Origin of the sequence: Pseudomonas sp. R1-6, assembly GCF_051132115.1 — a bacterium.
In the GTDB taxonomy this organism is placed as follows: domain Bacteria; phylum Pseudomonadota; class Gammaproteobacteria; order Pseudomonadales; family Pseudomonadaceae; genus Aquipseudomonas.
This window is the reverse complement of sequence record NZ_CP071662.1, coordinates 462,712-488,186: the sequence shown is the minus strand read 5'-3', so window position 1 is coordinate 488,186 and position 25,475 is coordinate 462,712. Positions and strand designations below refer to the sequence as shown.

General features: G+C 60.9%; 24 protein-coding genes. 10 read left to right on the top strand and 14 right to left on the bottom strand.

Features of this window, described 5'->3' with window-relative positions; all coding sequences use genetic code 11:
* Positions 1-37 precede the first annotated feature (37 nt).
* The 3 genes from J3P81_RS02220 (at position 38) to J3P81_RS02210 (ending at position 2,073) form a co-directional block, all read left to right on the top strand.
* Positions 38-1,168, top strand: a complete 1,131-nt coding sequence (locus J3P81_RS02220) for a PepSY-associated TM helix domain-containing protein (protein ID WP_434561939.1) — start codon at positions 38-40, stop codon at positions 1,166-1,168.
* On the top strand, positions 1,165-1,344 hold the full coding sequence (locus J3P81_RS02215) for a hypothetical protein (RefSeq protein WP_420764922.1): 180 nt from the start codon (positions 1,165-1,167) through the stop codon (positions 1,342-1,344). Before J3P81_RS02220 ends, J3P81_RS02215 begins: the two co-directional genes overlap by 4 nt.
* 99 nt (positions 1,345-1,443) lie before the next feature.
* Positions 1,444-2,073: a glutathione S-transferase gene (locus J3P81_RS02210; RefSeq protein WP_434561937.1), complete on the top strand. Its 630-nt coding sequence runs from the start codon at positions 1,444-1,446 to the stop codon at positions 2,071-2,073.
* Between the two features lie 178 nt (positions 2,074-2,251).
* Here J3P81_RS02210 and creD read toward each other — a convergent pair whose 3' ends face one another.
* The 4 genes from creD to J3P81_RS02190 all read right to left on the bottom strand — a co-directional run bounded on the left by creD (position 2,252) and on the right by J3P81_RS02190 (position 6,424).
* On the bottom strand, positions 2,252-3,625 hold the full coding sequence (gene creD, locus J3P81_RS02205; RefSeq protein WP_434561935.1) for a cell envelope integrity protein CreD: 1,374 nt from the start codon (positions 3,623-3,625) through the stop codon (positions 2,252-2,254).
* Between the two features lie 124 nt (positions 3,626-3,749).
* Entirely contained in the window at positions 3,750-5,168 is a 1,419-nt protein-coding gene (gene creC / locus J3P81_RS02200) for a two-component system sensor histidine kinase CreC (protein WP_434561933.1), read from the bottom strand.
* Positions 5,168-5,848 (bottom strand): two-component system response regulator CreB, encoded by a 681-nt coding sequence (gene creB, locus J3P81_RS02195; RefSeq protein WP_420764926.1) that lies wholly within the window; start codon positions 5,846-5,848, stop codon positions 5,168-5,170. Before creB ends, creC begins: the two co-directional genes overlap by 1 nt.
* 69 nt (positions 5,849-5,917) lie before the next feature.
* A complete protein-coding gene (locus J3P81_RS02190; RefSeq protein WP_420764927.1) occupies positions 5,918-6,424 on the bottom strand; it encodes an ATP-dependent zinc protease family protein in 507 nt (168 codons plus the stop codon).
* 189 nt (positions 6,425-6,613) lie between these two features.
* Here J3P81_RS02190 and J3P81_RS02185 point away from each other — a divergent pair, with 189 nt between their 5' ends.
* From J3P81_RS02185 to J3P81_RS02165, 5 genes are all read left to right on the top strand, one after another.
* Positions 6,614-7,507: an acyltransferase gene (locus J3P81_RS02185; protein ID WP_434561931.1), complete on the top strand. Its 894-nt coding sequence runs from the start codon at positions 6,614-6,616 to the stop codon at positions 7,505-7,507.
* A 154-nt stretch (positions 7,508-7,661) separates the two neighbouring features.
* Positions 7,662-8,036: a hypothetical protein gene (locus tag J3P81_RS02180; RefSeq protein WP_434561929.1), complete on the top strand. Its 375-nt coding sequence runs from the start codon at positions 7,662-7,664 to the stop codon at positions 8,034-8,036.
* A gap of 311 nt (positions 8,037-8,347) precedes the next feature.
* Positions 8,348-8,776 (top strand): DUF3757 domain-containing protein, encoded by a 429-nt coding sequence (locus tag J3P81_RS02175; protein WP_420764930.1) that lies wholly within the window; start codon positions 8,348-8,350, stop codon positions 8,774-8,776.
* Between the two features lie 91 nt (positions 8,777-8,867).
* Positions 8,868-9,443, top strand: a complete 576-nt coding sequence (locus tag J3P81_RS02170; RefSeq protein ID WP_434561927.1) for a hypothetical protein — start codon at positions 8,868-8,870, stop codon at positions 9,441-9,443.
* A gap of 120 nt (positions 9,444-9,563) precedes the next feature.
* Positions 9,564-9,917 (top strand): hypothetical protein, encoded by a 354-nt coding sequence (locus J3P81_RS02165; protein ID WP_434561925.1) that lies wholly within the window; start codon positions 9,564-9,566, stop codon positions 9,915-9,917.
* A gap of 64 nt (positions 9,918-9,981) precedes the next feature.
* On the opposite strand, the gene fdhA is transcribed toward J3P81_RS02165, so the two are convergent.
* The 8 genes from fdhA to J3P81_RS02125 all read right to left on the bottom strand — a co-directional run bounded on the left by fdhA (position 9,982) and on the right by J3P81_RS02125 (position 20,006).
* Positions 9,982-11,181, bottom strand: coding sequence for a formaldehyde dehydrogenase, glutathione-independent (gene fdhA / locus J3P81_RS02160; RefSeq protein ID WP_039590652.1), 1,200 nt, complete (start codon positions 11,179-11,181; stop codon positions 9,982-9,984).
* A 227-nt stretch (positions 11,182-11,408) separates the two neighbouring features.
* Positions 11,409-12,266, bottom strand: a complete 858-nt coding sequence (gene purU / locus J3P81_RS02155) for a formyltetrahydrofolate deformylase (protein WP_420764933.1) — start codon at positions 12,264-12,266, stop codon at positions 11,409-11,411.
* A gap of 174 nt (positions 12,267-12,440) precedes the next feature.
* Complete coding sequence (locus tag J3P81_RS02150) at positions 12,441-13,073, bottom strand: sarcosine oxidase subunit gamma (protein WP_420764934.1); 633 nt, start codon at positions 13,071-13,073, stop codon at positions 12,441-12,443.
* A gap of 146 nt (positions 13,074-13,219) precedes the next feature.
* Complete coding sequence (locus J3P81_RS02145) at positions 13,220-16,237, bottom strand: sarcosine oxidase subunit alpha (protein ID WP_420764935.1); 3,018 nt, start codon at positions 16,235-16,237, stop codon at positions 13,220-13,222.
* A complete protein-coding gene (locus J3P81_RS02140) occupies positions 16,234-16,563 on the bottom strand; it encodes a sarcosine oxidase subunit delta (RefSeq protein ID WP_434561923.1) in 330 nt (109 codons plus the stop codon). Before J3P81_RS02140 ends, J3P81_RS02145 begins: the two co-directional genes overlap by 4 nt.
* Before the next feature lie 14 nt (positions 16,564-16,577).
* Positions 16,578-17,828, bottom strand: a complete 1,251-nt coding sequence (locus J3P81_RS02135; protein WP_030139293.1) for a sarcosine oxidase subunit beta — start codon at positions 17,826-17,828, stop codon at positions 16,578-16,580.
* Positions 17,829-17,850: 22 nt separating this feature from the next.
* Positions 17,851-19,104, bottom strand: a complete 1,254-nt coding sequence (gene glyA, locus J3P81_RS02130) for a serine hydroxymethyltransferase (RefSeq protein WP_420764937.1) — start codon at positions 19,102-19,104, stop codon at positions 17,851-17,853.
* 191 nt (positions 19,105-19,295) lie between these two features.
* The gene (locus J3P81_RS02125; RefSeq protein WP_434561921.1) at positions 19,296-20,006 is read right to left on the bottom strand and encodes a TraX family protein; all 711 of its coding nucleotides are present in this window, start codon (positions 20,004-20,006) and stop codon (positions 19,296-19,298) included.
* Between the two features lie 193 nt (positions 20,007-20,199).
* Between J3P81_RS02125 and J3P81_RS02120 the strand changes: the two genes are divergently transcribed.
* Positions 20,200-21,240: a low specificity L-threonine aldolase gene (locus J3P81_RS02120; RefSeq protein ID WP_434561919.1), complete on the top strand. Its 1,041-nt coding sequence runs from the start codon at positions 20,200-20,202 to the stop codon at positions 21,238-21,240.
* A gap of 172 nt (positions 21,241-21,412) precedes the next feature.
* On the opposite strand, the gene gbcB is transcribed toward J3P81_RS02120, so the two are convergent.
* On the bottom strand, positions 21,413-22,513 hold the full coding sequence (gene gbcB, locus J3P81_RS02115) for a glycine-betaine demethylase subunit GbcB (RefSeq protein ID WP_434561917.1): 1,101 nt from the start codon (positions 22,511-22,513) through the stop codon (positions 21,413-21,415).
* 284 nt (positions 22,514-22,797) lie between these two features.
* Here gbcB and gbcA point away from each other — a divergent pair, with 284 nt between their 5' ends.
* Positions 22,798-24,093, top strand: coding sequence for a glycine-betaine demethylase subunit GbcA (gene gbcA / locus J3P81_RS02110; RefSeq protein ID WP_434561915.1), 1,296 nt, complete (start codon positions 22,798-22,800; stop codon positions 24,091-24,093).
* Positions 24,094-24,209: 116 nt separating this feature from the next.
* Here gbcA and J3P81_RS02105 read toward each other — a convergent pair whose 3' ends face one another.
* The gene (locus J3P81_RS02105; RefSeq protein WP_420764942.1) at positions 24,210-25,454 is read right to left on the bottom strand and encodes a metallophosphoesterase; all 1,245 of its coding nucleotides are present in this window, start codon (positions 25,452-25,454) and stop codon (positions 24,210-24,212) included.
* Positions 25,455-25,475 lie beyond the last annotated feature (21 nt).

The following is a 25,475-nucleotide window of genomic DNA, read 5'->3' as shown; positions in this document are numbered from 1 at the left end:
CCTCAAGCATCGTCGCCCTTCAGCATTCGGATCGATCATGAAAAGCAAAACCATCCGCCGCTGGTCCTTCGTCCACACCTGGACCAGCCTGATCTGCACGGTGTTCCTGCTGATGTTGGCAATCACCGGGTTGCCGTTGATTTTCCATCATGAGATCGAGCACCTGTTGGGCGATGCGCCAGAGCTGCGGGAGATGCCGGCCGGCACGCCGCCGCTCGACCTGCAACAACTGGTGGAAAAAGCCAAGGCCCATCGCCCGGGCGAGGTGGTCCAGTATTTTGGCTGGGACGAGGACGACCCCAACGGCATCATCACCATCATGGCGCCGACGCCGGGCACCGAACCCAACTCCTCCCACACGTTCATGCTCGATGCACGCACGGGCGAAGCCCTGGAAATGCCCTCGGCCAACGGCGGTTTCATGATGGTCATGCTGCGCCTGCACGTGGACATGTTCGCCGGTTTGCCGGGCAAGTTGCTGCTGGCGTTCATGGGTTTGCTGTTCGTGATCGCCATCGTCTCCGGCGTGGTGCTGTATTTGCCATTCATGCGCCGCTTGAAGTTCGCCACGGTACGCCAGGACAAATCCACGCGCCTGCGCTGGCTCGACCTGCACAACCTGATCGGTGTGGTCACCCTGGTCTGGGCGCTGACCGTCGGCGTGACCGGCGTGATCGCCGCCTGCGCCGACCTGATCATTGCCGCATGGCGCAACGATAGCCTCAGCGCCATGGTCGAGCCCTATCGCAACGCGCCGCCATTGACCGAGCTGGCCCCGGCAACCCGCTTGCTGGACATTGCCAAGGATGTCGCTCCCGGCATGGAGCCGAGCTTCATCGCCTTCCCCGGCACGCTGTTTTCCAGCGAGCACCATTACAGCGTGTTCATGAAAGGCAGCACTCACCTGACCTCCCATCTGCTGACGCCTGTACTGATCGACGCCAGCACCCTGGATGTCACCACCGTGGCCGAACGGCCGTGGTACATGGACATGATGAGCCTGTCCCTGCCTTTGCATTTCGGCGACTACGGTGGCCGGCCAATGCAGATCTTCTGGGCGACCCTGGACATCCTGACCATCATCGTCCTGGGCAGTGGTGTTTATCTGTGGGTGGTTCGGCGCAAGACCGCCAAGCGCGCAATCGTCGGCGCGGAGGTCGAAGCGTGAGGCCTCGGCAGTCGAATTTCTGGAAGGTGTTTGGTATCCCCGTGGTCATCGGCGCTTTGAGCGCGGCGGGGCTGTTTTCGGCATTGTTGGGCGATGGCGCGTGGGATGCGGTGAGTTGGGTGGGCTTGGGCGTACCGACGGTGCTGGGGACTTGGGGTTTGTTCAAGCGCCGATAATTCCAGCGCGGCAATAAACCTGTGGGAGCATTCGATACTCGCCAGCCGCCGTGCAACTGTCTAGGCTAAGCCCCAGCCCGCCCCATCGAGGATCTCTGCATGTCCAGCCCCAGCATGACCCTGTTCCACAACCCCGCGTCCCCCTTCGTCCGCAAGGTGCTGGTGCTGCTGCACGAAACCGGCCAGCAGGACCGTGTGGCGTTGCAGTTGAGTCAACTCACGCCGGTCAAGCCCGACCGGGCGCTGATCGAAGAAAACCCGTTGAGCAAGATCCCGGCCTTGCGCCTGGCCAACGGGACGGTGATCCACGACAGCCGCGTCATTCTTGATTACCTCGATCACCAGCATGTCGGCAACCCGCTGATCCCCCGCGAGGGCGCGGCCCGCTGGCGGCGCTTGACCTTGGCCTCCCTGGCCGACGGGATCATGGACGCGGCGGTGATGATCCGCTACGAGACCGCGCTGCGCCCCACGGAAAAACACTGGGCCGAATGGCTCGATGCGCAACGGGACAAGATTCGCCGTGCCGTGGCCCTGCTCGAAGCCGAGGCGATTGCCGAACTGGCCTGTCATTTCGACATCGCCTCCATCAGCGTCGCCTGCGCCCTGGGTTACCTGGACCTGCGCCATCCGGACCTGGAATGGCGCAAGTCCAATCCCCAGCTGGCGGCGTGGTTTGCCGAGGTGAGCTTGCGGCCTTCGATGCTCGAGACGGTGCCCCGGGTTTAATTTTTACTGAATATCACGACTTTTTCGCCAGCAGGCTCGCCCCCCATTGATCGTGTGGTCCCTTTGGGAGCGAGCCTGTCGCGAAGGCCGCGCACCGGATCCATCGGAAACAACCCAGCAATTCGCTTCACCAGCAGCTCTCCCAACCACTGATCCTCCCGCAACCCCAGCGACCGACTCATTTCACCTCTCCCAGATCGAAGCTCATCGCCGCAACAGGCTTCGCGCCCACGCCGTACCAGTCCAACTTGCGGGTCAACACCATGAACACACCGAGCAGGCCGAACAGCAGCAGCGAGCCCATCAACAGCGCGTAGTCTTCAGCGCTTAGCAACCCATAGAGCAAACCGTACAACCCCGCCAACCCGGCTGAAAAACCCAGGCCGTGGCTGACGCTGCGCAGCACATGGCAGACATAAAAGCCGATCAACACCACGCAGGCACTGGCCGAAACAAGGTACGCCAGGGTGAAGCCTATGTGTTCCGAAAGCGACAAAAGCAATAGATAGAAGAAGGCCAGGGCCACGCCCACCAGTGCGTATTGGACCGGGTGCACCGCCAGGCTCTTGAGCACTTCGAAGAGGAAGAACCCGGCGAACGTCAGCGCAATGAACAGCAGCGCGTATTTGATCGCCCGATCGCTCTTCAGGTATTGGTCCACCGGATCGACGAAACTCACGCCGAATGCACGGCTGCGGAATGCTTCGCAGCCATCGCTGGGCTCGCATGCCTGCAATGTTTCCAAGAGGTTGGTGGAGAAAAACGAGGTCTGCCAATCGGCACTGAAGCCCTGCTCGTTGACCTCGCGATCGACCGGCAGGTAGTTGCCGATAAAGCTGGGGTGCGGCCAGTCGGCGGAGAGGTGCACCTTGGTGGACTTGCCCACCGGCAGGATCTGCAATTCACCGGTACCTTGCAGGCGCAGGTCGAAACCGAAGGTCAGCTCGGGGCTGCCTTGGGAGGTGATCATGGGCAGCGGTACATGCACGCCTTGCCCAAGCCAGCCAAGCCGCGAGCCGGGAAGGAAGTCGACGGTCTGCTGGTTCAGCGTCAGGGTCATGGCATTCTCGATGCCGCGAATGTCGCTGATACCGACGCTCAGGTACGGCTCGTCAAAACGATAGTCGGCGAAATCCTTCGCGGCGACGCCATAACGCTCCGGCACCTTGAAGCGCCCATCGATCCGATTGTCAGCGTGAAACAAGCGCGCCTCGTAGATACCCCGGGCGCGGGTTTCGGTGCGCACCTGGCCGTCGAGTTCGAATTGCTCCGGCAAAAAGTACAACTCACCACTTCGTTCGACGGTCTCCAGGAAACGCACGCCCGTCTTTTCGTTGGTATTCCAGACTTTCACGTCCTTGCGAAACGGCACGACGATCATCGGCCCGATCAGTTGCTGGCTGTGGCTGGAACTGCGGGCGATATCCTGCAGCACCCCGTCGCGCAGCTCCTGGCGCTCATCGATAAGGCCGCTGATCATCAACAACGGAATCATCAGTAAGAGGATCAAGAGGGCAATCATGCCCAGTTTTATAGCGAGACTGCGGTTCATGTGAGGCTCTCCCTGTTCGAATGAGGGAGAGTCTGGCGTGGCCGTGTGGGGGGTTTATGGGGCGAATGTGGAGATTGTGTGGAGAATCGCGACCGGGAACCTGTGGGAAATCAGCAACAGTGGTTCAGGGCAACCGCAGCAGCACTTCCACCCCTCCCTCGACATTGCCTATGCTGAACGCCCCGCCATGCAACTGCACCACCTCCTCAACGAAGTTCAGCCCCAGGCCGGTGCTCTTGCGGCCGCTGTCCGGGCGAGGCAAGGAGTAGAAACGTTCGCTCAAACGGGGCAGCGCATAGTCGGGGATCGGCTCGGCCTGGTTGAACAAGCGGATCTCGACCACGCTACCGATACGCTCGGCGCTGAGCCGTAGCAGGCCCGCGACAGGCGTGAAGTCCAGGGCATTTTCCAGCAGATTGCCCAACGCCTGGCGCAACAGAAAAGGCTCCCCGGTCAGCGCCAGGTCGGCAGCGATGTACTGCTCGATCTTTAACTGGCGACTTTCGATCCAGCCGCCACGCGCTTGCAACAACTCATCCATCAACGCCGCCACCGGCACCGCTACCACTTCCTCCAGGCCTTGCCGCTGCTCGACCTGGGCCAGGTTGAGCAAACGCTCGATCAACTGCTGCATCCGCACGCTTTCGCTGTCGATGTTGCTGACGAAACGCTGGTGCTGGGCGGCCGGCATGTCGCTCTGCAGCAGCTCGGCGGCGCCGCGAATCGCCGCCAGCGGACTCTTGAGTTCATGGGTCAGGGTATGTACGTATCGCTCGACATACGCCTTGCCTTCAAGCTGGGTGCGCATATGCTCCACCGCCCCCGCCAATTGTTCGAACTCGCCGCCGCGATAGTGCGGCACCTCCACCCGACGGCCCTGGCTGACCGCCTGGGCATAAGCCGTCAAGCGCCGCAATGCCGCGCTGAGCCACCACGACAGCAAGGCGCCGAGCAACAGGCCAAGGCCGATCAGACCGGCGCCGTAGGCGAGCAAACGCCGCTCCGTGCGGTCAACGTAAGGCTGCAAGGAGCTATTGGGCTTGGCCACCGTCACCACGCCGATGATCCGGCCGTTGTCACGGATCGGCGCCCCGACATGCATCACCGAAGACGCCGGGTCATCCGGATCGCTGCGGGTCGAACGGGCGCCATAGTGACCGCGCAGCGTCAGGTAGACGTCGTTCCAGCGCGAATAGTCCTGCCCCACTGCCGCGCCGCTGGAATCGAGCACCACGATGCCGTTGGCGTCGGTGACGTAGATGCGGTGGCTGACCTGGTTTTTCGACAGCCCCCAGATTGTCGCGGCCGGCTGGCGCTCACCATAGGATTTGAGCAGTTGCGGCCAGCGGTTCTGGCTAAGCGTTCCGGCCTTGAAATCGTCCCGCAGGATCTCAGCCATCAGGTTGGCCGTGTCCACCAGGGTTTCCTCGGTGGACTGGCGCACACCGGGGCGGATTTCCTCCATGACCGTGTTGAGCACGAAATACCCGGCCAAGCCAATAAACAGCACATAGGCAAGGAAGATACGAATGCCCAGTGACATCAGCTGTGCCCCGGGCTGTAGCTGTAGCCGAGCCCCCGATGAGTCTGGATCGGCTCGGCCTCGGCCCGGACCAGGCGCAGTTTGGCACGTAGGCTCTTGATATGACTGTCGATCGTGCGCTCGTAACCGGCGTCGCTGGCCACGCCCAGGGCATCGAGCAACTGTTCGCGGCTGAAGACCCGTTCGGGCTGGTCCAGCAAACAGTGCAACAAGCGAAACTCGTGGCGCGTGAGGTTCAGCGGTTTGCCGCGATAGTTGATCTGCACGCGATCAGGGTCGACCTGGAACAACGCTGTCCCCGTTTCGGCGATCGGTCGCGGCGCCACTCGCTTGAGGATGGCGCGGACCCTGGCGGCCACTTCCCGAGGGCTGAAGGGTTTGACCACGTAGTCGTCGGCACCAATCTCCAAGCCCACCACCCGATCAATCTCGCCGTCCCGAGCTGTAAGAAAGATGACCGGAACGTCGCTGAAACGTCTGAGATTCTTACACGTCTCAAAACCACTGATATCCGGCAGGCCTACATCGAGAATGATCAGGTCCGCCGGCGTGTTTTTCTGGTGCTCGAGGGCAGCTGCGCCAAGGCTCAGCCAAGTGGTGTCAAAGCCTTCGCCCTGCAGGGCAAACACCAGCGTATCGGCAATGGCGGCTTCGTCTTCGACAATCAGAATATGAGGCATGGCGTCCGAGCCCGACAGGAAAGTTGCCGGAACGGTGCCCCAAGCCTAGGGGCACGTCAATCGCGCAAATCAACAGTCCGGTTTATCCGCTGTAAACCGCCGTGCCGGGTTGACCGCCGCCTTGAATTCGCGCAAGGCCTTGGCGCCGATCAGTAGCGGGTAGTTGAAGCTGCTGCGGTCGGTCAGGTTGACCTCGACGGTGCGCTTGACGTTACCCAGGCACATTTCCAGTTCCACCACCGGACGTTTGCTCGGGGCGATCTTTTCATCGTCGTCCTCGTCCTCTTCTGAACGGGTCTTGATCTTGCTGATGCGGGCAATCTTATGCTCGTAGATCTTGTTGCTCGCGTCTTTGGTTGCCAGGCGAAACCGTACCCAATCATCGCCGTCACGGGTGAACGTCTCGATGTCCTTGGCCGACAGCGAAGCGGTCAGCGCACCGGTGTCCATTTTCGCCTTGAGCACTTCGCCGCCCATTTCCGGCAGCGCTATGTATTCATAGCGCCCGTACAAGGTGGGTTCGGCGGCAAGCACTGGAAGGGCCACCAGGGAAAGCAGGGCTAGAACGGATTTCATGTAGGAGGCTTCCATTGTGGGAGTGGGATTTTAGACCGTGGTCGGTGAATTCGTTCGGTTGACTTCGACAGGGATGGCTACGGGACATCCAGCCCATCGATCAAAAGGGGAAACATTCGTCCATCGCGATTTGGCCTGTCGCTCGAAGCTGCTTATCATGGCCCGCCCACCCGTTTGCAAGAGTCATCTATGCGCCGCCTGCTCACCGGCTGTCTCGTCACCCTGTTGCTGCTGCTCAACACCTTGGTGCTGTTCGGACCGCTCATGGTGTTTGCGCTCTTGAAACTGGTCCTGCCCGGGCGTTTTCGCGACTACGCCTCGTTGGCGGTCATGTGGATCGCCGAGACCTGGGCCGAAATCGACAAACAGATCTTTGCCCTGTGCATCCCCACTCGCTGGGACATTCGCGGTGGCGAAGGCCTGCGCGGCGACACCTCCTACCTGGTGATCAGCAACCACCAATCCTGGGTGGACATCCCCGCCCTGGTCCAGGCCCTCAACCGGCGCACGCCTTTTTTCAAGTTTTTCCTCAAGAAGGAACTGATCTGGGTGCCCTTCCTTGGCTTGGCCTGGTGGGCGCTGGATTACCCCTTCATGAAACGCTACACCAAGGCCTTCCTGGCGAAGAACCCGGAACTGGCTGGTCGCGATCTGGAAATCACCAAGGCCGCCTGTGAGCTGTTCAAGCGCCAACCGGTCACTGTGGTGAACTACCTTGAAGGCACACGTTACACAACGGCCAAAAGCCAGGCGCAGCAATCGCCCTTCGCTCACCTGCTCAAGCCCAAGGCCGGCGGGGTGGCATTCGTGCTGGCGGCGATGGGCGAGCAACTGGACGCGGTGCTGGACGTAACAGTGGTCTACCCGCAAGAGCGGATTCCAGGTTTTTGGGACTTGATCAGCGGGGCGGTGCCCAAGGTCATCATCGACATCCAGACCCGCGAACTGGACCCGACGCTATGGCAGGGCGATTACGAGAACGACCCCGTGTTTCGCCAGCACGTCCAGGACTGGGTCAACTTGCTGTGGGCCGAAAAAGACCGGCGTATTGCTGCGCTGCGCAGCGAAGGCCGGCTTGGGTAACACCTTCTAAGCTGAGAACTGAGGTTTATCGCGAAAAAATCAGATCACGCCATGGGTAGTTCCAAATCGAGATAAAAAACTGTCAGGGTTGACAGTAGCCCTCACCGGACACAGCCGTAACGATGTCGCCGAGAATTAAATTGGAGACATGCACATGCGATATTTCATTGGAGGCGGCGCGGGAATGATGCTGCTGATAATCGGCCATGTTCAGGCTGGAGAAGCTTCTTGTCCGGCCTTGACACAACTCCAGGACGACACTGCAACTGTCAATATCCAGGATGCTCCTGACTGGCAGAGCCAAACCATCGTGCAAGAGCTCAACCCTGCGTCACTACAATTCGACGAAGCGGAATTCGCGATCCAGGAACCTGACGAATATCAACAGGTCAGCGTGAACTACCAGCACTGCGAGACGAAACTTACCCTTGACTACCTTACACCGGGATTGAACGGTCATTGCACAAGCCTCGGCACCCGTGCTTGCCAATTTCGGAACAGCAGCGATTATTTCAGTCTCATATTTTGATGAGCCGTGGCGGATTTTCGAGGTCGCCACCTTCATCAGATACCTGCGCCAGCCCCAACTGCGGGAAAGCCAGGCTGGCCGCCGCTGAAGAATAGCTTTTCTATCGCTCACAAGTTTCCACATAACAGGGAAACTTCCTACAGCAAACTCCGAAACTTCCAATTTCTTCTGTATTTATCTCACGCTAGAGCAGTGAGCCGATATATATCTATACATAATTGCGGATTGACATAAAGGACTGTCAACTCTGACAGTAGCCCGACCTGGAAACAGCCGTAAGAATAGCCATGGGCCGAGCCAGGAGGCGCGACATGTTTAAGATACGAGCCGGCGGCGTGGGGGTATTACTAGGGGTTATTGGCCAGGTTAACGCTGGCGAAATAACCTGCCCCGCGGCCACGGACATACACAGAAACATCGAGGCGGTAGAAGATGTTTATTTTGTCGAAGGGCACGATGAGTTCGAATGGCGGAGCGAAAACCTCGTGGATTTGGTCAACCCGAGAAAACTGTTATTCGAAGGCGCGGAGTATGTACAGCACGAAGAGAGCGAGGACGAAGAAGAACTTGCCATTCGTACCACCATCACATGCCGATATGGCGATATGAATCTGGTCATGCAATATCCGCACGTCCAAGAACCCACCTTTTCGCCGTGGATAAACAACAACTGTAAAAGCCAGGATGTTAACGAGTGCCAACTCATCAATGCCGATTATTTTCAAGTCAGCTTTGATTAAGGTCAGGTACGCGTTTCGCTACTCCAAACCTGCTCTGCCATTCCCGCTGGGGTTACCGTAAAGTGCGGCATCTTCTTACCAGAGCTTGCTCATGAATGTACAAATCGGTGGCGCCACCCTCGCCGTCATCCTGACCGGCATGCTGATTGTCCTGGGCGTCAATGAATGCAAGCGTGGCCCTTTGAATCCGGATCTTGCCGACAACCTCAGTGACGAGCAGAAGGCATGGCTGACCATCGAACATCGCATCAAACGCTCGGACCCGGCCCTTACCGAAGTCATACGCAACCAGCAATCCTTGACCGTCTTCTACCGTCCAGACGCTGCCACGCAGGCATCAGAACCGTGGGTGGAGCACATGTTGCGCGTGGTTGGGCATGGCCTGGCCGCACTCAACAACGCGCCCGGCGCCAAGCAATACACACACGTCACGATCAAGGCGCGGATGCTTGTCGATGATGATGTGGAACTGGTCTACGACATGCCGGGTTTTGACGCCATCAAGACGCAACAGGGCGGCTACGTGACCTTTGCCAGCATGCCGCAAAGCATGGTGCTCAGTCGCGAGGCCTTGACCAGGGTCAAGGAATATTGCCGTGGCCCCAGTGCCCGGGGGTTTTATCCCGAATTCTGCGAACGGGTCCTGACGGCACCAACGCCCCCTTGAACATTGTTAAGAATACGCAAGGTTATTTCGAATCGGCCTAATGTACTGTCATTTCTGACAGTAGGTGCGAGCACGACACTCAGCGATCATCGTAGCTCGATCAACCAACGAGTACCTGATATGCGCGCCTTAATATTTGGCTTACTTTCCATCGCTGGGCTCCCGGGCGTTACCCATGCCGTGGATGCAACAAGCTGCCCCACCGTGAAAGAAATAGAGCTTAGTTTAGTGCATGAACCTATTCAGGGACGAACCATTTATGACCAATATGTGGCGAAGGATCCATCTGGGAAAATTATCTGGAAGGGCGAAGCCGAGAGTTCTGACCTTTTAGGAAAAATCAATATAGAACCAAATGATTCTACAGCAGACACCTGCGTATATAGCTATCCGGAGGTATATACAGATTATGATAGTTACCCGTATACGTCGGCCTGGAGACGTAAGGATCTGATACTCCGTAAACAGCCTTGAGCGCAACTCTGTCAAATAAAAAGGGCGACATCACTGCCGCCCTTTTTCCGTCTTGCCTACAACCTTACGCCGCGCTGAACAACTTGTGCGGATCGATCACGAACTTCTTCGGCACGCCCGCATCGAACTCGCCATACCCCTTCGGCGCGTCGTCCAGGCTGATGACCTGCACACCCACGATTTCGGCAATGTTGATACGGTCCCACATGATCGCCTGCATCAGTTGGCGATTGTATTTCATCACCGGGGTCTGGCCGGTGTGGAAGCTGTGGGATTTAGCCCAGCCCAAGCCGAAGCGGATGCTCAGGCTGCCCATTTTCGCTGCGGCATCGACCGCGCCAGGGTCTTCGGTGACGTACAGGCCGGGGATGCCGATCTTGCCAGCGACGCGGACCACGCCCATCAATGAGTTGAGCACGGTGGCCGGGGCTTCGTGCTTGACGCCGTCATGGCCATGGCCGCGAGCTTCGAAGCCTACAGCGTCGACCGCGCAGTCGACTTCAGGCTCGCCCAGCAGCGCGGCGATCTGCTCATGCAGCGGAGTGTCCTGGGACAGGTCGGCAATTTCGAAGCCCTGGGCCTTGGCGTGGGCCAGGCGGACCGGATTCACGTCGCCGATGATGACCACGGCCGCGCCCAACAGGCGAGCGGACGCAGCGGCCGCCAGGCCAACCGGACCGGCACCGGCGATGTAGACGGTGCTGCCCGGGCCAACGCCGGCGGTGACGGCGCCGTGGTAGCCGGTGGGCAGGATGTCGGACAGGCAGGTCAGGTCACGGATTTTCTCCATGGCCTTGTCACGATCCGGCAGTTTCAGCAGGTTGAAATCGGCGTACGGCACCAGCACGTATTCGGCTTGGCCGCCGGTCCAGTCGCCCATGTCGACGTAACCGTAGGCACCGCCGGCACGGGCCGGGTTGACGGTCAGGCAGACGCCGGTGTGCATTTCCTTGCAGGAACGGCAGCGCCCGCAAGCCACGTTGAACGGTACCGATACCAGGTCGCCGATTTTCAGGTTCTCGACGTCGCTGCCCTTCTCGATCACTTCACCGGTGATCTCATGGCCCAGGACCAGCCCGGTCTGGGCGGTGGTACGACCGCGCACCATATGTTGGTCGGAGCCGCAGATGTTGGTGGAGACTACGCGCAGGATGACGCCGTGCTCGATCTTCCTGCCGCGCGGGTCCTGCATTTTGGGATAGTCGATTTTCTGTACTTCGACCTTGCCGTTGCCGAGATACACGACACCACGATTACCGGACATGCTTTCACCTCGCTGTTGTTTTTATGAAACTGCGCAGCCCAGGCAGGCAGCGCGTTGATTGCTCGGGTTGGTGCTTGTGGCTTGTTTCTGTGTTGTCTGTAAGGGCCTCTTCGCGAGCAGGCTCGCTCCCACAGTGGATCGTGGGTGTCAGCAGGATCTGTAGAACGACACGGATCCTGTGGGAGCGAGCCTGCTCGCGAATGGGTTGCGAAGCGGCCCAAAAAAATCTAAAGAACAACCGTGCGATTGGCGTTCAAGAACACCCGCCGCTCAATGTGATACCCCACCGCCCGGGCCAAGGTGAGCCCTTCGATATCCCTGCCCTTGGCAATCAAATCTTCGGGGTAGTGGCTGTGGTCCACCACTTCCACGCCTTGGGCAATGATCGGCCCTTCGTCCAGATCGTTGTTGATGTAATGCGCCGTGGCGCCCACCAGCTTCACGCCTTTGTTGTAGGCCTGGTGATACGGCTTGGCACCCTTGAACCCCGGCAGCAACGAGTGATGGATGTTGATCGCCTTGCCATCAAGCTTGCGGCACAACTCTGGCGACAGCACTTGCATGTAGCGGGCGAGGATCACCAGTTCGGCGCCGGTGTCTTCGATCACCTGCCACACCTGCCGCTCCTGGGCCGGTTTGTCGTTCGGGTCAAGGGGGAAATGGTAGTAGGGAATCTGGTGCCAGTCGGCCAACGGCTTGAGGTCTGGGTGGTTGGACACCACGGCCACTACGTCCATCGACAACTGGCCGATGCGCTGGCGGTAGAGCAAGTCGTTGAGGCAGTGATCGGCCTTGGAGACCATGATCACCACTTTGGGTCGATAGTTGGGCGGGGTCAGTTCGAAGACCATGCCAAAGGCTTCGGCACGCTCGGCCAGGCCGGCGCGGAAACTCTGCTCATCGAAACCGTCAGGTTGGCGAAACTCCACGCGAATGAAGAAGCGCGCCGAGAGTCGGTCGTCGAACGAGTGGTGTTCGGTGACGTAGCAGCCCTGCTCGAACAGAAAGCGGGTCACCGCGTCCACCGTGCCGAGCACGCTGGGGCAATCGGCAGTCAGGATCCATGTGTCTGGGGCGCGGCTCATTGCGGTGACTCCTGTTCAAATTAGCGAAGCGACACAAAACCCGTGGCGAGGGAGCTTGCTCCCGCTCGGCCGGGCTGGCGCTCCAGTGCGTAGCAACCGCCAAAAAGCGAGGACCGCTACGCGCCCCAGCGGGAGCAAGCTCCCTCGCCACAAAAGCCGTGTCGGCTTTAGTCCTTACGCCTGCACGCTCAACCCATACTCCGCCGCGGCATCCTGCAACCACAGCCACCAGTAGTCGGAGAAGCTGCGGCGGATCACCAGTTCCCAGGTGTCTTCAGCCGTATGGCGGATCACCAGTTGCGACTTGGCGAACACCGTGCCCACGGCTTTGCCCACCGGGAAATTGCTTGGGTGTACATCGTAGCTGGTGGATTTCATCAGCACGTCGCGCACGTTCGGGCCGGACAGTTCGAGGATCTGCTGGCCGCCGCTGACATTGACGATCTGGATGTGCAGGTCGCCGAGGGCTTCACGCAGCTTTTGCTCGGCGGCGAATTCCTCGCCGGTGGGCACCACCAGCAGCCACTCATCCGGGCCGAGCCATTGCAGGCTGGTTTCGCCCTTGATGACGACGGTCAGCGCGGCCGGCAATTCCAGGCCCAGGGCCTTGTGCACGCCAGCGGCGAACGCTGGGTCATGGCCGTCGCCACGAATGGTCAGGTGGCCCAGGAGTTTTTTCTCGCGCACGGTCACGCCGGCGTTCTTGCGACCCTTGCCCACCTGGCTTGCGAGGTCGGCATGGTGCAGCGACGACTCGGCCTTGGCCCCGGTGGTTGGGCGTTGTTGGTACACGTTGACTGCGGTCATATGGAGCACCTGTCTGAATACTATTGAGCCAACCTTGTGGCGACCTTCAGGCCGTCATCGCGAGCAAGCTCGCTCCCACAAGGGTTACGCGATCAACTGTGGGAGCGAGCTTGCTCGCGATTGCGCCCCACAGGATCTCAAGCCAATCAGATGTTCTGCCGATCCCCCTTCGGATCGAAGAACACCGAAGAAACGATCTCTGCCTCGATCACCCGGCCGTCGGCCAATGGCGCGAATACCCGCTCGCCCAGGCGCTTCAAGCCACCCTTGACCACACCCATCGCAAACGAATAACCCAGAGAGTTATGCGCATAGCTGGAGGTGACGTGGCCGACCATCGACATCGGGATCGCCTGCTTGGGGTTGAACACCAGCTGGGCGCCTTCCGGCAGCCAGACATTCGGGTCGATCGGCTTGAGCCCCACCAGTTGCTTGCGATTTTCGCGCACGCAATCTTCGCGATTCATCCCGCGCCAGCCGATCCAAGAGAACGGCTTGGTCCGGCCGACGCACCAGCCCATGTTCAGGTCGTCCGGGGTCATCGAACCGTCGGTGTCCTGACCGACGATGATGAAGCCTTTCTCAGCCCGCAAGACGTGCATGGTCTCGGTGCCGTACGGGGTCAGGTTGTATTTCTTGCCGGCCTCAACGATCTGCTCGAGCACACCCATGGCGTAGTCGGCCTGCACGTTGATCTCGTATGACAGCTCACCGGTGAACGAGATACGGAACACCCGCGCCGGCACGCCGCCCACCAGGCCTTCCTTCCAGGTCATGAACGGGAAGCCGTCCTTGTCCAGGTCGATGTCGGTGACTTCGCTCAGCAGCTTGCGGCTGTTGGGCCCCGACAGGGTCATGGTTGCCCAGTGGTCGGTGACCGAGGTGAAGTACACCTTCAAGTCCGGCCATTCGGTCTGCTGGTAGATCTCCAGCCATTGCAGCACACGAGCCGCGCCGCCAGTGGTGGTGGTCATCAGGAAATGGTTGTCCGCCAGACAGGCTGTCACGCCGTCGTCGAAGACCATGCCGTCTTCCTTGCACATCAGGCCGTAGCGGGCCTTGCCCACGTCGAGCTTGGTCCAGGCATTGGTGTAGATGCGGTTGAGGAACTCACGGGCATCCGGGCCCTGGATATCGATCTTGCCCAGGGTCGAGGCGTCCAGCAGGCCGACGCTGTCGCGCACGGCCTTGCATTCGCGCTTGACTGCGGCGTGCATGTCTTCGCCGTTCTTAGGGAAGTACCAAGGGCGCTTCCACTGGCCGACGTCTTCGAACTCGGCACCGTTTTTTACATGCCAGGCATGCAGCGCGGTGAAGCGCACCGGCTCGAAAATGTGCCCGCAGTGACGGCCGGCCACCGCGCCGAAAGTCACCGGCGTGTAGTTCGGACGGAACATGGTGGTGCCCATCTGCGGGATGCTCACGTTCAGCGAACGGGCCGCGATGGCCAGGCCGTTGACGTTGCCCAGCTTGCCTTGGTCAGTGCCGAAGCCCAGGGCGGTGTAACGCTTGACGTGTTCCACCGACTCGAAGCCTTCGCGGGTGGCGAGTTCGATGGCGGCGGCGGTGACGTCGTTTTGCAGGTCGACGAATTGCTTCGGCGCCCGAGCGGTGGTTTTTTCGTGGGGCACCTGGAACAGCGCCAGGGTCGGTTCTTCGTGACGGCTCAGGGCTTTGGGCAACACGCCCTCCACTGCCTTGAAACCCGCTTCGCTGGCCGCGCGCACGCCGCCTTCGAAACCGTCGGCCAAGCTATCGCCGAGGCTGTACACGCCATTTACACCGCCGACGCACACCCGTTTCTGCGGAGCTTCGCCCGGTACGAAACCGAGGATGTCTTCACGCCAGATCGGCTTGCCGCCCAGGTGCGAAGCCAGGTGGACCACCGGGCTGTAGCCGCCGGAGCTCGCCACCAGGTCGCAGTCCAGCCATTCGCCGGGGCTGGTGACTGTATGGGCGCGCACATCGATCGCGGCAACCCGTGCCCCGGTGACGCGCTTGCTGCCACGGGCTTCGATCACGGCGCTGCCGGTAAGGATGCGGATGCCCTTGGCGCGGGCTTCTTCCACCAGTGCGCCACGTGGGTTGCTGCGGGCATCGGCCACGGCAACCACTTGCAGGCCGGCGTCGAACCAGTCCAGGGCCACGCGATAGGCGTGGTCATTGTTGGTGCTCAGGACCAGTTTCTTGCCCGGCGCCACGCCGTAGCGGCGGATGTAAGTAGAAACCGCGCCAGCCAGCATGTTGCCCGGCACGTCGTTGTTGCCGTAGACCAATGGCCGCTCGCAGGCGCCGGTCGCCAGCACCACGCGCTTGGCGCGGACCCGGTTGATGCGCTGGCGGACCTGGCCGATCGGAGCGCGATCACCCAGGTGATCGGTGAGGCGCTCATGGATGGTCAGGAAGTTATGGTCGTGGTAGCCGTTCACCGTGGCGCGAGGCAGCAACACCACTTCCGGCATCGAGCGCAGTTCAGCCACCGCGGCAGCGACCCACTCGGTCGCCGGCTTGCCGTCCAGACTCTCGCGAGAATCGAGCAGGCTGCCACCGAATTCTTCCTGCTCGTCAGCCAGGATCACGCGCGCACCGCTGCGGGCCGCGGCCAGTGCGGCGGCCAGACCAGCAGGGCCGGCGCCGACGATCAACACGTCGCAGTGACGGTTCATGTAGTCGTAGGTGTCCGGATCGTTCTCGGTCGGCGAGCGACCCAACCCTGCGGCCTTGCGGATGTACTTCTCGTAGGTCATCCAGAACGATTGCGGGTACATGAAGGTTTTGTAGTAGAAGCCCGGCGGCATCAGCTTGCCGCCGACCTTGCCGAGGATCCCCATCATGTCGTTGTTCACGTTCGGCCAGCCGTTGGTGCTGGTGGCGACCAGGCCTTGGTACAGCGCTTGTTGCGTGGCCCGTACGTTCGGAATCTGGGTGGCTTCGGTGGCACCGATCTGCAGCACCGCGTTCGGCTCTTCGGCGCCGGCGGCGAAAATGCCGCGCGGACGGGAATACTTGAAGCTGCGGCCGATGATGTCGACCCCGTTGGCCAGCAGCGCGGCGGCCAGGGAGTCGCCCTCGAAGCCTTTGTAGGTCTGGCCGTTGAAGGTGAAGCTCAGCACTTTGTTACGGTCGATCCGTCCGCCGTTGGACAGGCGATTGATCTGGCTCATACCTTCTCTCCCAGAGCCTGCGCGGCCGCTTTCGGACTGTCAGCCTTGTCGGTGAATTGCGGCTTTTGACCGATCTTGTAGGTTTCGAGAATTTCGTAGGTCACGGTGTCACGGGTCGCGTTGAAGTACTGGCGGCAACCGGCGGCATGGATCCACAACTCGTGATGCAAGCCGCGAGGGTTGTCGCGGAAGAACATGTAGTCGCCCCACTCCTCATCGGTGCAGGCGTTCGGGTCCAGTGGACGCGGGATATGCGCCTGGCCGGATGCATGGAATTCCTCTTCGGAGCGCAGTTCGCCGCAGTGAGGACAGAAGATGTGCAACATGGGGATTTCTCCTGTTAGTGGGCGACGGCAGCAGCGCCGTGTTCGTCAATGAGTGCGCCGTTGTGGAAACGGTCGATGGAAAACGGCGCGGCCAGTGGGTGCATTTCACCCTTGGCCAGGCTTGCGGCAAACACGTTGCCCGAGCCAGGTGTGGCCTTGAAACCACCGGTGCCCCAACCGCAGTTGAAGAACATGTTCGGCACCGGGGTCTTGGAGATGATCGGGCAGGCGTCCGGGGTGGTGTCGACGATGCCGCCCCACTGGCGGTTCATGCGCACCCGCGAGAGCACCGGGAACATTTCGACGATGGCCTGGATGGTGTGCTCGATCACCGGGTACGAACCACGCTGGCCGTAGCCGTTGTAGCCGTCGATACCGGCGCCAATCACCAGGTCGCCCTTGTCGGACTGGCTGATGTAGCCGTGTACGGCGTTGGACATGATCACACTGTCGATGATCGGCTTGATCGGCTCCGATACCAACGCTTGCAATGGATGGGACTCAACCGGCAGGCGGAAGCCCGCGAGCTTGGCCATGTGCCCGGAGTTACCGGCGGTCACCACGCCGACACGCTTGGCGCCAATGAAGCCCTTGTTGGTTTCAACGCCGATGCACACGCCGTTTTCCTTGCGGAAACCGATCACTTCGGTCTGCTGGATCAGGTCCACGCCCAACGCGTCCGCCGCCCGGGCAAAGCCCCAGGCCACGGCATCGTGACGGGCCACGCCGCCGCGACGCTGGACGGTGGCGCCCATCACCGGGTAGCGGGTGTTTTTCGAGCAATCCAGGTATGGGATTTCGTCGGCCACTTGCTTGGCGTTGAGCAGCTCGCCGTCCACGCCGTTGAGGCGGTTGGCGCTGACGCGACGCTCGGAATCACGGATGTCCTGCAGGGTATGGCACAGGTTGTAGACGCCACGCTGGGAAAACATCACGTTGTAGTTCAGGTCCTGGGACAGGCCTTCCCAGAGTTTCATCGCATGTTCGTACAGGTGGGCCGACTCGTCCCACAGGTAGTTGGAGCGCACGATGGTGGTATTGCGCGCGGTGTTACCGCCGCCCAGCCAGCCCTTCTCGACCACGGCCACGTTGGTGATGCCGTGCTCCTTGGCCAGGTAGTAGGCGGTCGCCAGGCCATGCCCGCCACCGCCGACGATGACCACGTCATAAACCTTTTTCGGCGTCGGCGTGCGCCACATCCGCTGCCAGTTTTCATGGTGGCTGAGTGAGTGTTTGAAGAGGCCGAAGCCCGAATAGCGTTGCATAGTCATTTACTCCAAAACCGACTCAGCGATAAACCGGGAAGTCCGCGCACAGGGCCGCCACTTGCTGCGCGACATTGGCCTCGACATCGGCATCGCCGAGGTTGTCGAGGATGTCGCAGATCCAACCGGCCAGCGTGACGCACTGGCTGACCTTGAAACCGCGCGTGGTCACCGCCGGGGTACCGATACGCAGGCCCGAGGTCACGAACGGCGATTGCGGGTCGTTCGGCACGGCGTTCTTGTTGACGGTGATGTGGGCGCGGCCCAGGGCGGCGTCGGCGTCCTTGCCCGTCAGGCCCTGGCGAATCAGGCTGACCAGGAACAGGTGATTATCGGTGCCGCCGGATACCACATCGTAGCCACGCTTGATGAACACGCCAGCCATGGCCTGGGCGTTTTCGATCACTTGCTGTTGATAGGCCTTGAAACCTGGTTCCAAGGCCTCCTTGAAGCACACGGCCTTTCCGGCGATCACGTGCATCAGCGGGCCGCCCTGGGCGCCGGGAAATACCGCGGCGTTGAGCTTCTTCTCGATTTCTTCGTTGGACTTGGCCAGGATCAGACCGCCACGGGGACCGCGCAGGGTCTTGTGGGTGGTGGTGGTGACCACGTCGGCGTACGGCAGTGGGTTCGGGTACAGGCCAGCGGCAACCAGGCCAGCGACGTGGGCCATGTCGACGAACAGCAGCGCACCGACCTTGTCGGCGATCTGGCGGAAGCGTGGAAAATCCAGGGTCTTGGAGTAGGCAGAGAAACCGGCAACGATCATCTTCGGCTTGCACTCGACCGCCAGGCGCTCGACTTCGTCGTAGTCGATCAGGCCGGTGGTGGTATCGATGCCGTATTGCACCGCGTTGTAGAGTTTGCCTGAGGACGACACTTTCGCACCGTGAGTCAGGTGACCGCCGTGGGCCAGGCTCATGCCCAGGATGGTGTCACCGGCTTGCAGCAGGGCCAGGTAGACGGCGCTGTTGGCCGACGAACCGGAGTGGGGCTGGACGTTGGCGTAATCGGCGCCGAACAACTGCTTGGCGCGCTCGATGGCCAGGGCCTCGACCTTGTCGACGTGCTCGCAGCCACCGTAGTAGCGCTTGCCCGGATAGCCTTCGGCGTATTTGTTGGTCAAGCCGCTGCCCTGGGCCTGCATCACACGCTTGCTGGTGTAGTTCTCGGACGCGATCAGTTCGATGTGGTCTTCCTGGCGTTGCTCCTCGGCATTCATCGCCGCCAGCAGTGCATCATCGTAGCCTTGGATTTGGTCTTGCTTGCTGAACATCGCGTCTCTCCCAGCGGCGGCGGTGCGCCTTTCGTCTCGGTGAGGCACGGACCGTTTCGGTCGTGCCCTTTGGATGCGATGGTATGGCCGGCGCAGGCAGGTCAAATGCCTATGGACGCCACGCAAAGGTGCGTTTACGACATGGGATCAAATGGAATCGAACACCTTCCCTTGTGGTGAGAGAACAAGGGTTATGCAAAGGCTTGGCGAACCGCGAGCAATAGCAGAAAGTGCGCGGGATAGAGCAGATAGGCCCAACGTCGCATCGGCACCGGATGAAAACGACTCGCGTGTCGCAAAAGCACCAGGCCCAGCCCTGGCGCGATCAGGCAAGCCACCAACCCCCACAACGCCACCGCATCCCCCAGCCACGCGGCGCCATACAGCACCCGCCATTGATTGGCCGCCACGCACACCAGTCCCGGCAGCAAGGCCAGAAACAGCGAGCGCTTGAACGCCAGCAATGTCGCCAGTGGCAGCAGCACCCCATAGAAGCCAAACATCAACCGCGACGAAAACAGCGCCGCCAGCAGCAACGCCATCGCGGCCAGGCATCGCGCTTCCAAGGTGGGCGTCTGCCAACAACGCGCTACCAATAACCCAAGCACCAACGTAGGCATGACATTCAAGGTGGCGGGGGCGGGAATGAACAAGCGATAGGGCATTTCGCTGACGGCGCTGAACAGCAACAGCCAGCCCAGGTAGCGCCACGCATCGGTGCCGGCGGCGCCGCCGCTGCGCGCCAGGTTTGCCGCCATCGCCAGGTAGAACCACGGAAACGCCAACCGCCCCGGCACATACAGCCAATCGACGGAAAAACCGACATATCGCAGATGATCGAGGACCATCGACAACAGTGCCAGCCACTTGAGCAGGTCCAGGGCGCCGTCGCGTCGACTCATGTGCGTCGCGGCCCTGGGGCTTTGTGATTTTCTGACAGAAACATCCCGTATGTTCCCCCGCTAATCTTGGGTAAAGTGCGCACCAACATAGACCACGGCGTTGCGCACTCAAGCACGCCGGACCAAGGAACCCCCATCCGGGAATTCCGCCAGGGATCTCTTACCCAGGACTCTCTAATCAAGGAGCACGGCCATGACCGACAAGAGTCAACAATTTGCCAGCGACAACTATTCCGGCATCTGCCCTGAAGCCTGGGCGGCCATGGAAGAAGCCAACCAGGGCCACCAGCGCGCCTACGGCGACGACGAGTGGACCCATCGCGCGGCGGATGATTTCCGTGCCTTGTTCGAAACCGACTGCGAAGTGTTCTTCGCGTTCAACGGCACGGCGGCCAACTCCTTGGCGCTGTCCTCACTGTGCCAGAGTTATCACAGCGTGATCTGCTCGGAAACCGCCCACGTCGAGACCGACGAATGTGGCGCGCCGGAATTCTTCTCCAACGGCTCCAAGCTGCTGGTGGCACGCACCGAGAACGGCAAGCTGACGCCCGACTCGATCCGCGAGGTCGCCCTCAAGCGCCAGGATATCCACTACCCCAAGCCGCGCGTCGTGACCCTGACCCAGGCCACGGAAGTGGGCAGTGTCTACACGCCGGAGGAAATCCGCGCCATCAGCGTCACCTGCAAGGAGCTGGGCCTGAACCTGCACATGGACGGCGCGCGATTCTCCAACGCCTGCGCCTTCCTCGGCTGCACCCCGGCCGACCTGACCTGGAAGGCCGGCGTGGACGTGTTGTGCTTCGGCGGGACGAAAAACGGCATGGCGGTGGGCGAAGCAATTCTGTTCTTCAACCACGACCTGGCCGAAGACTTCGACTACCGCTGCAAACAGGCCGGGCAACTGGCGTCGAAAATGCGCTTCCTGTCCGCGCCCTGGGTCGGCCTGCTGCAAAACGACGCCTGGCTCAAGCACGCCCGCCACGCCAACCGCTGCGCGCAATTGCTGGCGGAGCTGGTCAGCGACATCGAGGGCGTGGAGCTGATGTTCCCGGTCCAGGCCAACGGGGTGTTCCTGCAACTCTCGGAGCCGGCTATCGCCGCGCTGACGGCCAAGGGCTGGCGCTTCTACACCTTCATCGGCAAGGGCGGCGCACGCTTCATGTGCTCGTGGGATACAGAAGAGGCGCGGGTGCGGGAATTGGCGGCGGATATTCGGGAAGTGATGGCTGCCTGAAGCAACGACCCATCGCTTCAGGCTTTTTGAGCTTTTGTGGCGAGGGAGCTCGCTCCCGCTGGGCTGCGCAGCAGCCCCATGCGGTCTATCAGGTAGTCCCCACCTACCAGATGACGACTGCTGCGCAGCCGAGCGGGAGCAAGCTCCCTCGCCACAGAGGGCCCGCCACGATTTAAAACTCGATCCGCACATCCCCCTTCGGCACGCTGCAGCACGACAGGATATAACCCTCGGCCTCGTCGTCCTCGGTGATCCCGCCGTTGTGCTCCATCTCCACTTCCCCGCCCAGCTTCAACACCTTGCAAGTGCCGCAGATGCCCATGCCACAAGCCTTGGGGATCATCAGGCCGAGCTTGGCGGCGGCCGCGTGGACGGTTTCGCCCGGTGCTACGCCGATGCTCTTGCCGGAGGCGACGAATTCCACCTGGTGCAGGTCCGCCTGGTCAACTTCCGGTGCGTCAGCGGCCTGTTCGGCCTGTTCCACCGCATCGGCGCGGGCTTCCGGTGGCGTGGCGCCAAAGGATTCCTCGTGATAACGCTTCATGTCATAGCCGGCGGCTTCCAGCAGGCGCTTGACCGCACTCATGTACGGCGTCGGGCCGCAGCAGAACACTTCGCGCTCGAGGAAATCGGGCACCATCAATTCCAGCATCTTGTGATTCAAGTATCCGCGGTACCCGGCCCACGGCTCGCCCAGGCCATGTTTTTCGCAGATCAGGTGCAAGCTGAAGTTGTCGATCCGCGACGCCATGTGCTCCAGCTCGCGGTGGTAGATGATGTCCTTGGGCGAGCGAGCGCTGTGGACGAAGGTCATGTCGACGTTAGCGTTGGTATCGTAGAACCAACGCGCCATGGACATGCACGGCGTAATTCCCACGCCACCGCTGAGGTAAAGCACTTTCGGACTCGGGAAATCGATGGCGTTGAACAGCCCCACCGGCCCGTGCACCGCCAGTTCCTGGCCCTCGTGCAGCGTATCGTGCAGCCAGTTGGAAACCTTGCCCCCCGGCACGCGCTTGATGGTCACCGAGAAGCTGTAGGGCACCGACGGCGAACTGGAAATGGTGTAGGAACGCATGATCGGCTGGCCTTCGATTTCCAGCTCCAGGGTGACAAATTGCCCGGGCTTGAAAAAGAACATGATCGGCTGGTCGGCCATGAAACAGAATGTGCGCACATCCCAGGTTTCCTGGATGACTTTGACGCAACGAACGATATGTCGGCCATTGGCCCAGGTCTGGGTGGTGACCGGGTTCAGGAAATTATTGGACATGCTGATCTCCACGGCCGACTGTCGGCCTTAATGATGGCGATTGTGCTTAGGCGCCTGTACCGCCATTTACCTATCTGCGACATTCACATACTTATCGCGACCAGCCCCCAACTACCGGGGCTTGCGCGTCGGGAACAGATTGGGCCATGTCGCCCATGGATAAGGTTGCGCCCCTGCGCGGCCCCACACTCGCCCCAACAGACAATCACAAATTTCTGCCTTGCGTAGCACAACCGATCAGCCACTTTTTTGATGGTCTCGTAGAGGACCATGAGGACAAAACGATGGACGTCACCACCACCCTGAGCCTGGGCGATCCGCTGGAACCCGCACGCAAGGCCACCGCGCAGATGCTGCAAGAGCGCGAGCGCACCTTTTCGCTGCCGCAGCCGTTCTACTCCGATGAGCGCCTGTTCGATATCGACATGCAGGAAATTTTCCAGAAGGAATGGTTGATCGCCGGCATGACCTGCGAAATCCCGGCGAAGGGCAACTACCTGACGCTGCAGATCGGCAAGAACCCGATCATTGTGATTCGCGGCGCCGAGGGCGTGGTGCATGCCTTCCATAACGTCTGCCGCCACCGTGGTTCGCGGCTGTGCACCAGCGACAAGGGCAAGGTCGCCAAACTGGTCTGCCATTACCACCAGTGGACCTACGAACTGGACGGTCGCCTGCTGTTCGCCGGCACCGAGATGGGTGCCGACTTCGACATGAAGCAGTACGGCCTCAAGCCGGTGAACGTGAAGACCGCCGGCGGCTACATCTTCATCAGCCTGGCCGAGAACCCACCGGCCATCGATGATTTCCTGTCGACCCTGAACCACTACATGGAACCCTACGACATGGAGAACACCAAGGTGGCGGTGCAAACCACCTTGATGGAAAAGGCCAACTGGAAACTGGTGCTGGAGAACAACCGCGAGTGCTACCACTGCAACGCCTCGCACCCTGAACTGCTAAAAACCTTGCTGGAATGGGACGACGTCACCGACCCACGCGCCGACCAGGCGTTCAAGGACCACGTGGCCGCTTCCGCCGCCGCCTGGGAAGCCGAGAAGATCCCTTACGCCCACGCCAGCTTCGGCCTGCGCAACCGCATCGTGCGCATGCCGCTGCTCAAGGGCACCGTGTCGATGACCATGGACGGTAAGCAGGGCTGCGCCAAGCTGATGGGCCGCATCAAGAACCCGGACCTGGGCTCGATGCGAATCCTTCACCTGCCGCACTCGTGGAACCATTGCATGGGCGACCACATCATCGTGTTCACCGTGTGGCCGATCAGCGCCCAGGAAACCATGGTCACCACCAAGTGGCTGGTGCACAAGGACGCGGTCGAAGGCGTCGACTACGACGTAGAGCGCATGCGCCAGGTCTGGGACGCCACCAACGACCAGGACCGTCGCCTGGCCGAGGAAAACCAGCGCGGCATCAACTCCACCGCCTACCAGCCGGGCCCGTACTCCAAGACCTACGAGTTCGGCGTGGTGAATTTCGTGGATTGGTACAGCGAGCGCCTGCTCAACAACCTGGGGGCCGAACCTGCGCCGTACCTCAAGGGCGTTCCGGTCCAGGGCTAAGTCAGAAGCATCATCGGATCGCCGCCCGGAGCAAGCTCGCTCCCACAGGTTCTGTGACCGACACAGAACCCTTGTGGGAGCGAGCCTGCTCGCGATAGCGGCCTGACATTCACCGACTACCTGGAAGACCACCGCACACTGCCATCCTCCCCATAAAACGTCTCGACAATCTCCTCCCCCCTCAGCTGAACCTTCACATACCCATTCAACACCCGCTCCGGATACGTCTCGTCCCCCGCCAGTTCAGTTTCCGACCATAGCACCCGGGCATGCCCGTTCAACTCGCTGGTGGTGCCATAGGGAATCGCCCCGTGCCCGGCGCAGCGCGCATGCAGCCCACCTTGGGGTGCGTAACAGATGCCATTGTGCAAATGGCCCCAATACCAATAATCCGGCTCGCGCCCCAGGGCGTCGCAGACCGGTTGATAAAGCGCGGTCTTGTTGTGCCCTGAAATGTCGAAGCCTTGGTGATGACTGAGCACCATGAGCTTCTTGCGCTTGGGCAGGGTTTTCATCCACTCGATCTGCTGGGTGTTGAGGGTGCCGTCCATGTACAGGTTCATTGCGTCCGAAGCGTAGGCACTGTCGAGCCCGACCACCAGCCAGTCGTCGTTGTATAAGGCGAAATAACTGGTGCCCTGTTGCACCGGAAAACGCGACGCCAGCTCCTTGAAGTAGCCATGGGCGCCGCTGTACATCTCATGGTTGGAGTTGAGGGTGAACGACCCATGCTTGCCCTGCGGCCACCCGGCCATGTCGACATCTTCCTGGGAATGCGTGCCGGCGTAGTAGACATCGCCCAGGTGGATGGTGAAGTCAGCCTGGGCCAGTTGCATCTGGTTGGCGACGGCCACCGCGGGTGCGTGACTGTCGAACGGCCCGGTGCCCCAGTCGCCTGCGATGGCGAGCACCACGTCGTTGTCCATTTTCACCAGCGCCGGGGTGGTGGCGAACGTCGCGTGGTGGCGCAGGTTTTCAATCCATTTGAGCAGCGCCTCGCTCCACAGCAGGTCCAGCAATTCCCATTTGCGACACCCCAGCAAGGTGCCGTCCTTGAGTACTCGGGTGCGCAGTTCGTCTTCGCTTTGCGGCAAGGCGCTGGCGTTGCCGATCTTCAGGATCGACAAGCCATGAGCGAGCTCCCAGGGCACGGCCGGCTCATCGTCCGGCAGATCGCCATGATCGATGACGTGCCGGGCCTGGTCATGGCCTCGCTGCAGCAACTTGACGATGGCCTGGAATTCCTCCGGTTCAAGATCGTTGACGAGTTTTTTCCAGGACATTTCCAGCCGCGTGACCAACCCATGCAGGCGGACCTTGACCTTGTCGAACTCATGTTCCCAATGATGCAGTAATGACATGTGGACGCTCCTTCGTTGTGC

Coding starts and splice junctions, on each gene's coding strand:
- J3P81_RS02220 (WP_434561939.1), top strand. CDS start 38: ATGAAAAGCAAAACCATCCGCCGCTGGTCCTTCGTCCACACCTGGACC.
- J3P81_RS02210 (WP_434561937.1), top strand. CDS start 1,444: ATGTCCAGCCCCAGCATGACCCTGTTCCACAACCCCGCGTCCCCCTTC.
- creD (WP_434561935.1), bottom strand. CDS start 3,625: ATGAACCGCAGTCTCGCTATAAAACTGGGCATGATTGCCCTCTTGATC.
- creC (WP_434561933.1), bottom strand. CDS start 5,168: ATGTCACTGGGCATTCGTATCTTCCTTGCCTATGTGCTGTTTATTGGC.
- creB (WP_420764926.1), bottom strand. CDS start 5,848: ATGCCTCATATTCTGATTGTCGAAGACGAAGCCGCCATTGCCGATACG.
- J3P81_RS02190 (WP_420764927.1), bottom strand. CDS start 6,424: ATGAAATCCGTTCTAGCCCTGCTTTCCCTGGTGGCCCTTCCAGTGCTT.
- J3P81_RS02185 (WP_434561931.1), top strand. CDS start 6,614: ATGCGCCGCCTGCTCACCGGCTGTCTCGTCACCCTGTTGCTGCTGCTC.
- J3P81_RS02180 (WP_434561929.1), top strand. CDS start 7,662: ATGCGATATTTCATTGGAGGCGGCGCGGGAATGATGCTGCTGATAATC.
- J3P81_RS02175 (WP_420764930.1), top strand. CDS start 8,348: ATGTTTAAGATACGAGCCGGCGGCGTGGGGGTATTACTAGGGGTTATT.
- J3P81_RS02170 (WP_434561927.1), top strand. CDS start 8,868: ATGAATGTACAAATCGGTGGCGCCACCCTCGCCGTCATCCTGACCGGC.
- J3P81_RS02165 (WP_434561925.1), top strand. CDS start 9,564: ATGCGCGCCTTAATATTTGGCTTACTTTCCATCGCTGGGCTCCCGGGC.
- fdhA (WP_039590652.1), bottom strand. CDS start 11,181: ATGTCCGGTAATCGTGGTGTCGTGTATCTCGGCAACGGCAAGGTCGAA.
- purU (WP_420764933.1), bottom strand. CDS start 12,266: ATGAGCCGCGCCCCAGACACATGGATCCTGACTGCCGATTGCCCCAGC.
- J3P81_RS02150 (WP_420764934.1), bottom strand. CDS start 13,073: ATGACCGCAGTCAACGTGTACCAACAACGCCCAACCACCGGGGCCAAG.
- J3P81_RS02145 (WP_420764935.1), bottom strand. CDS start 16,237: ATGAGCCAGATCAATCGCCTGTCCAACGGCGGACGGATCGACCGTAAC.
- J3P81_RS02140 (WP_434561923.1), bottom strand. CDS start 16,563: ATGTTGCACATCTTCTGTCCTCACTGCGGCGAACTGCGCTCCGAAGAG.
- J3P81_RS02135 (WP_030139293.1), bottom strand. CDS start 17,828: ATGCAACGCTATTCGGGCTTCGGCCTCTTCAAACACTCACTCAGCCAC.
- glyA (WP_420764937.1), bottom strand. CDS start 19,104: ATGTTCAGCAAGCAAGACCAAATCCAAGGCTACGATGATGCACTGCTG.
- J3P81_RS02125 (WP_434561921.1), bottom strand. CDS start 20,006: ATGAGTCGACGCGACGGCGCCCTGGACCTGCTCAAGTGGCTGGCACTG.
- J3P81_RS02120 (WP_434561919.1), top strand. CDS start 20,200: ATGACCGACAAGAGTCAACAATTTGCCAGCGACAACTATTCCGGCATC.
- gbcB (WP_434561917.1), bottom strand. CDS start 22,513: ATGTCCAATAATTTCCTGAACCCGGTCACCACCCAGACCTGGGCCAAT.
- gbcA (WP_434561915.1), top strand. CDS start 22,798: ATGGACGTCACCACCACCCTGAGCCTGGGCGATCCGCTGGAACCCGCA.
- J3P81_RS02105 (WP_420764942.1), bottom strand. CDS start 25,454: ATGTCATTACTGCATCATTGGGAACATGAGTTCGACAAGGTCAAGGTC.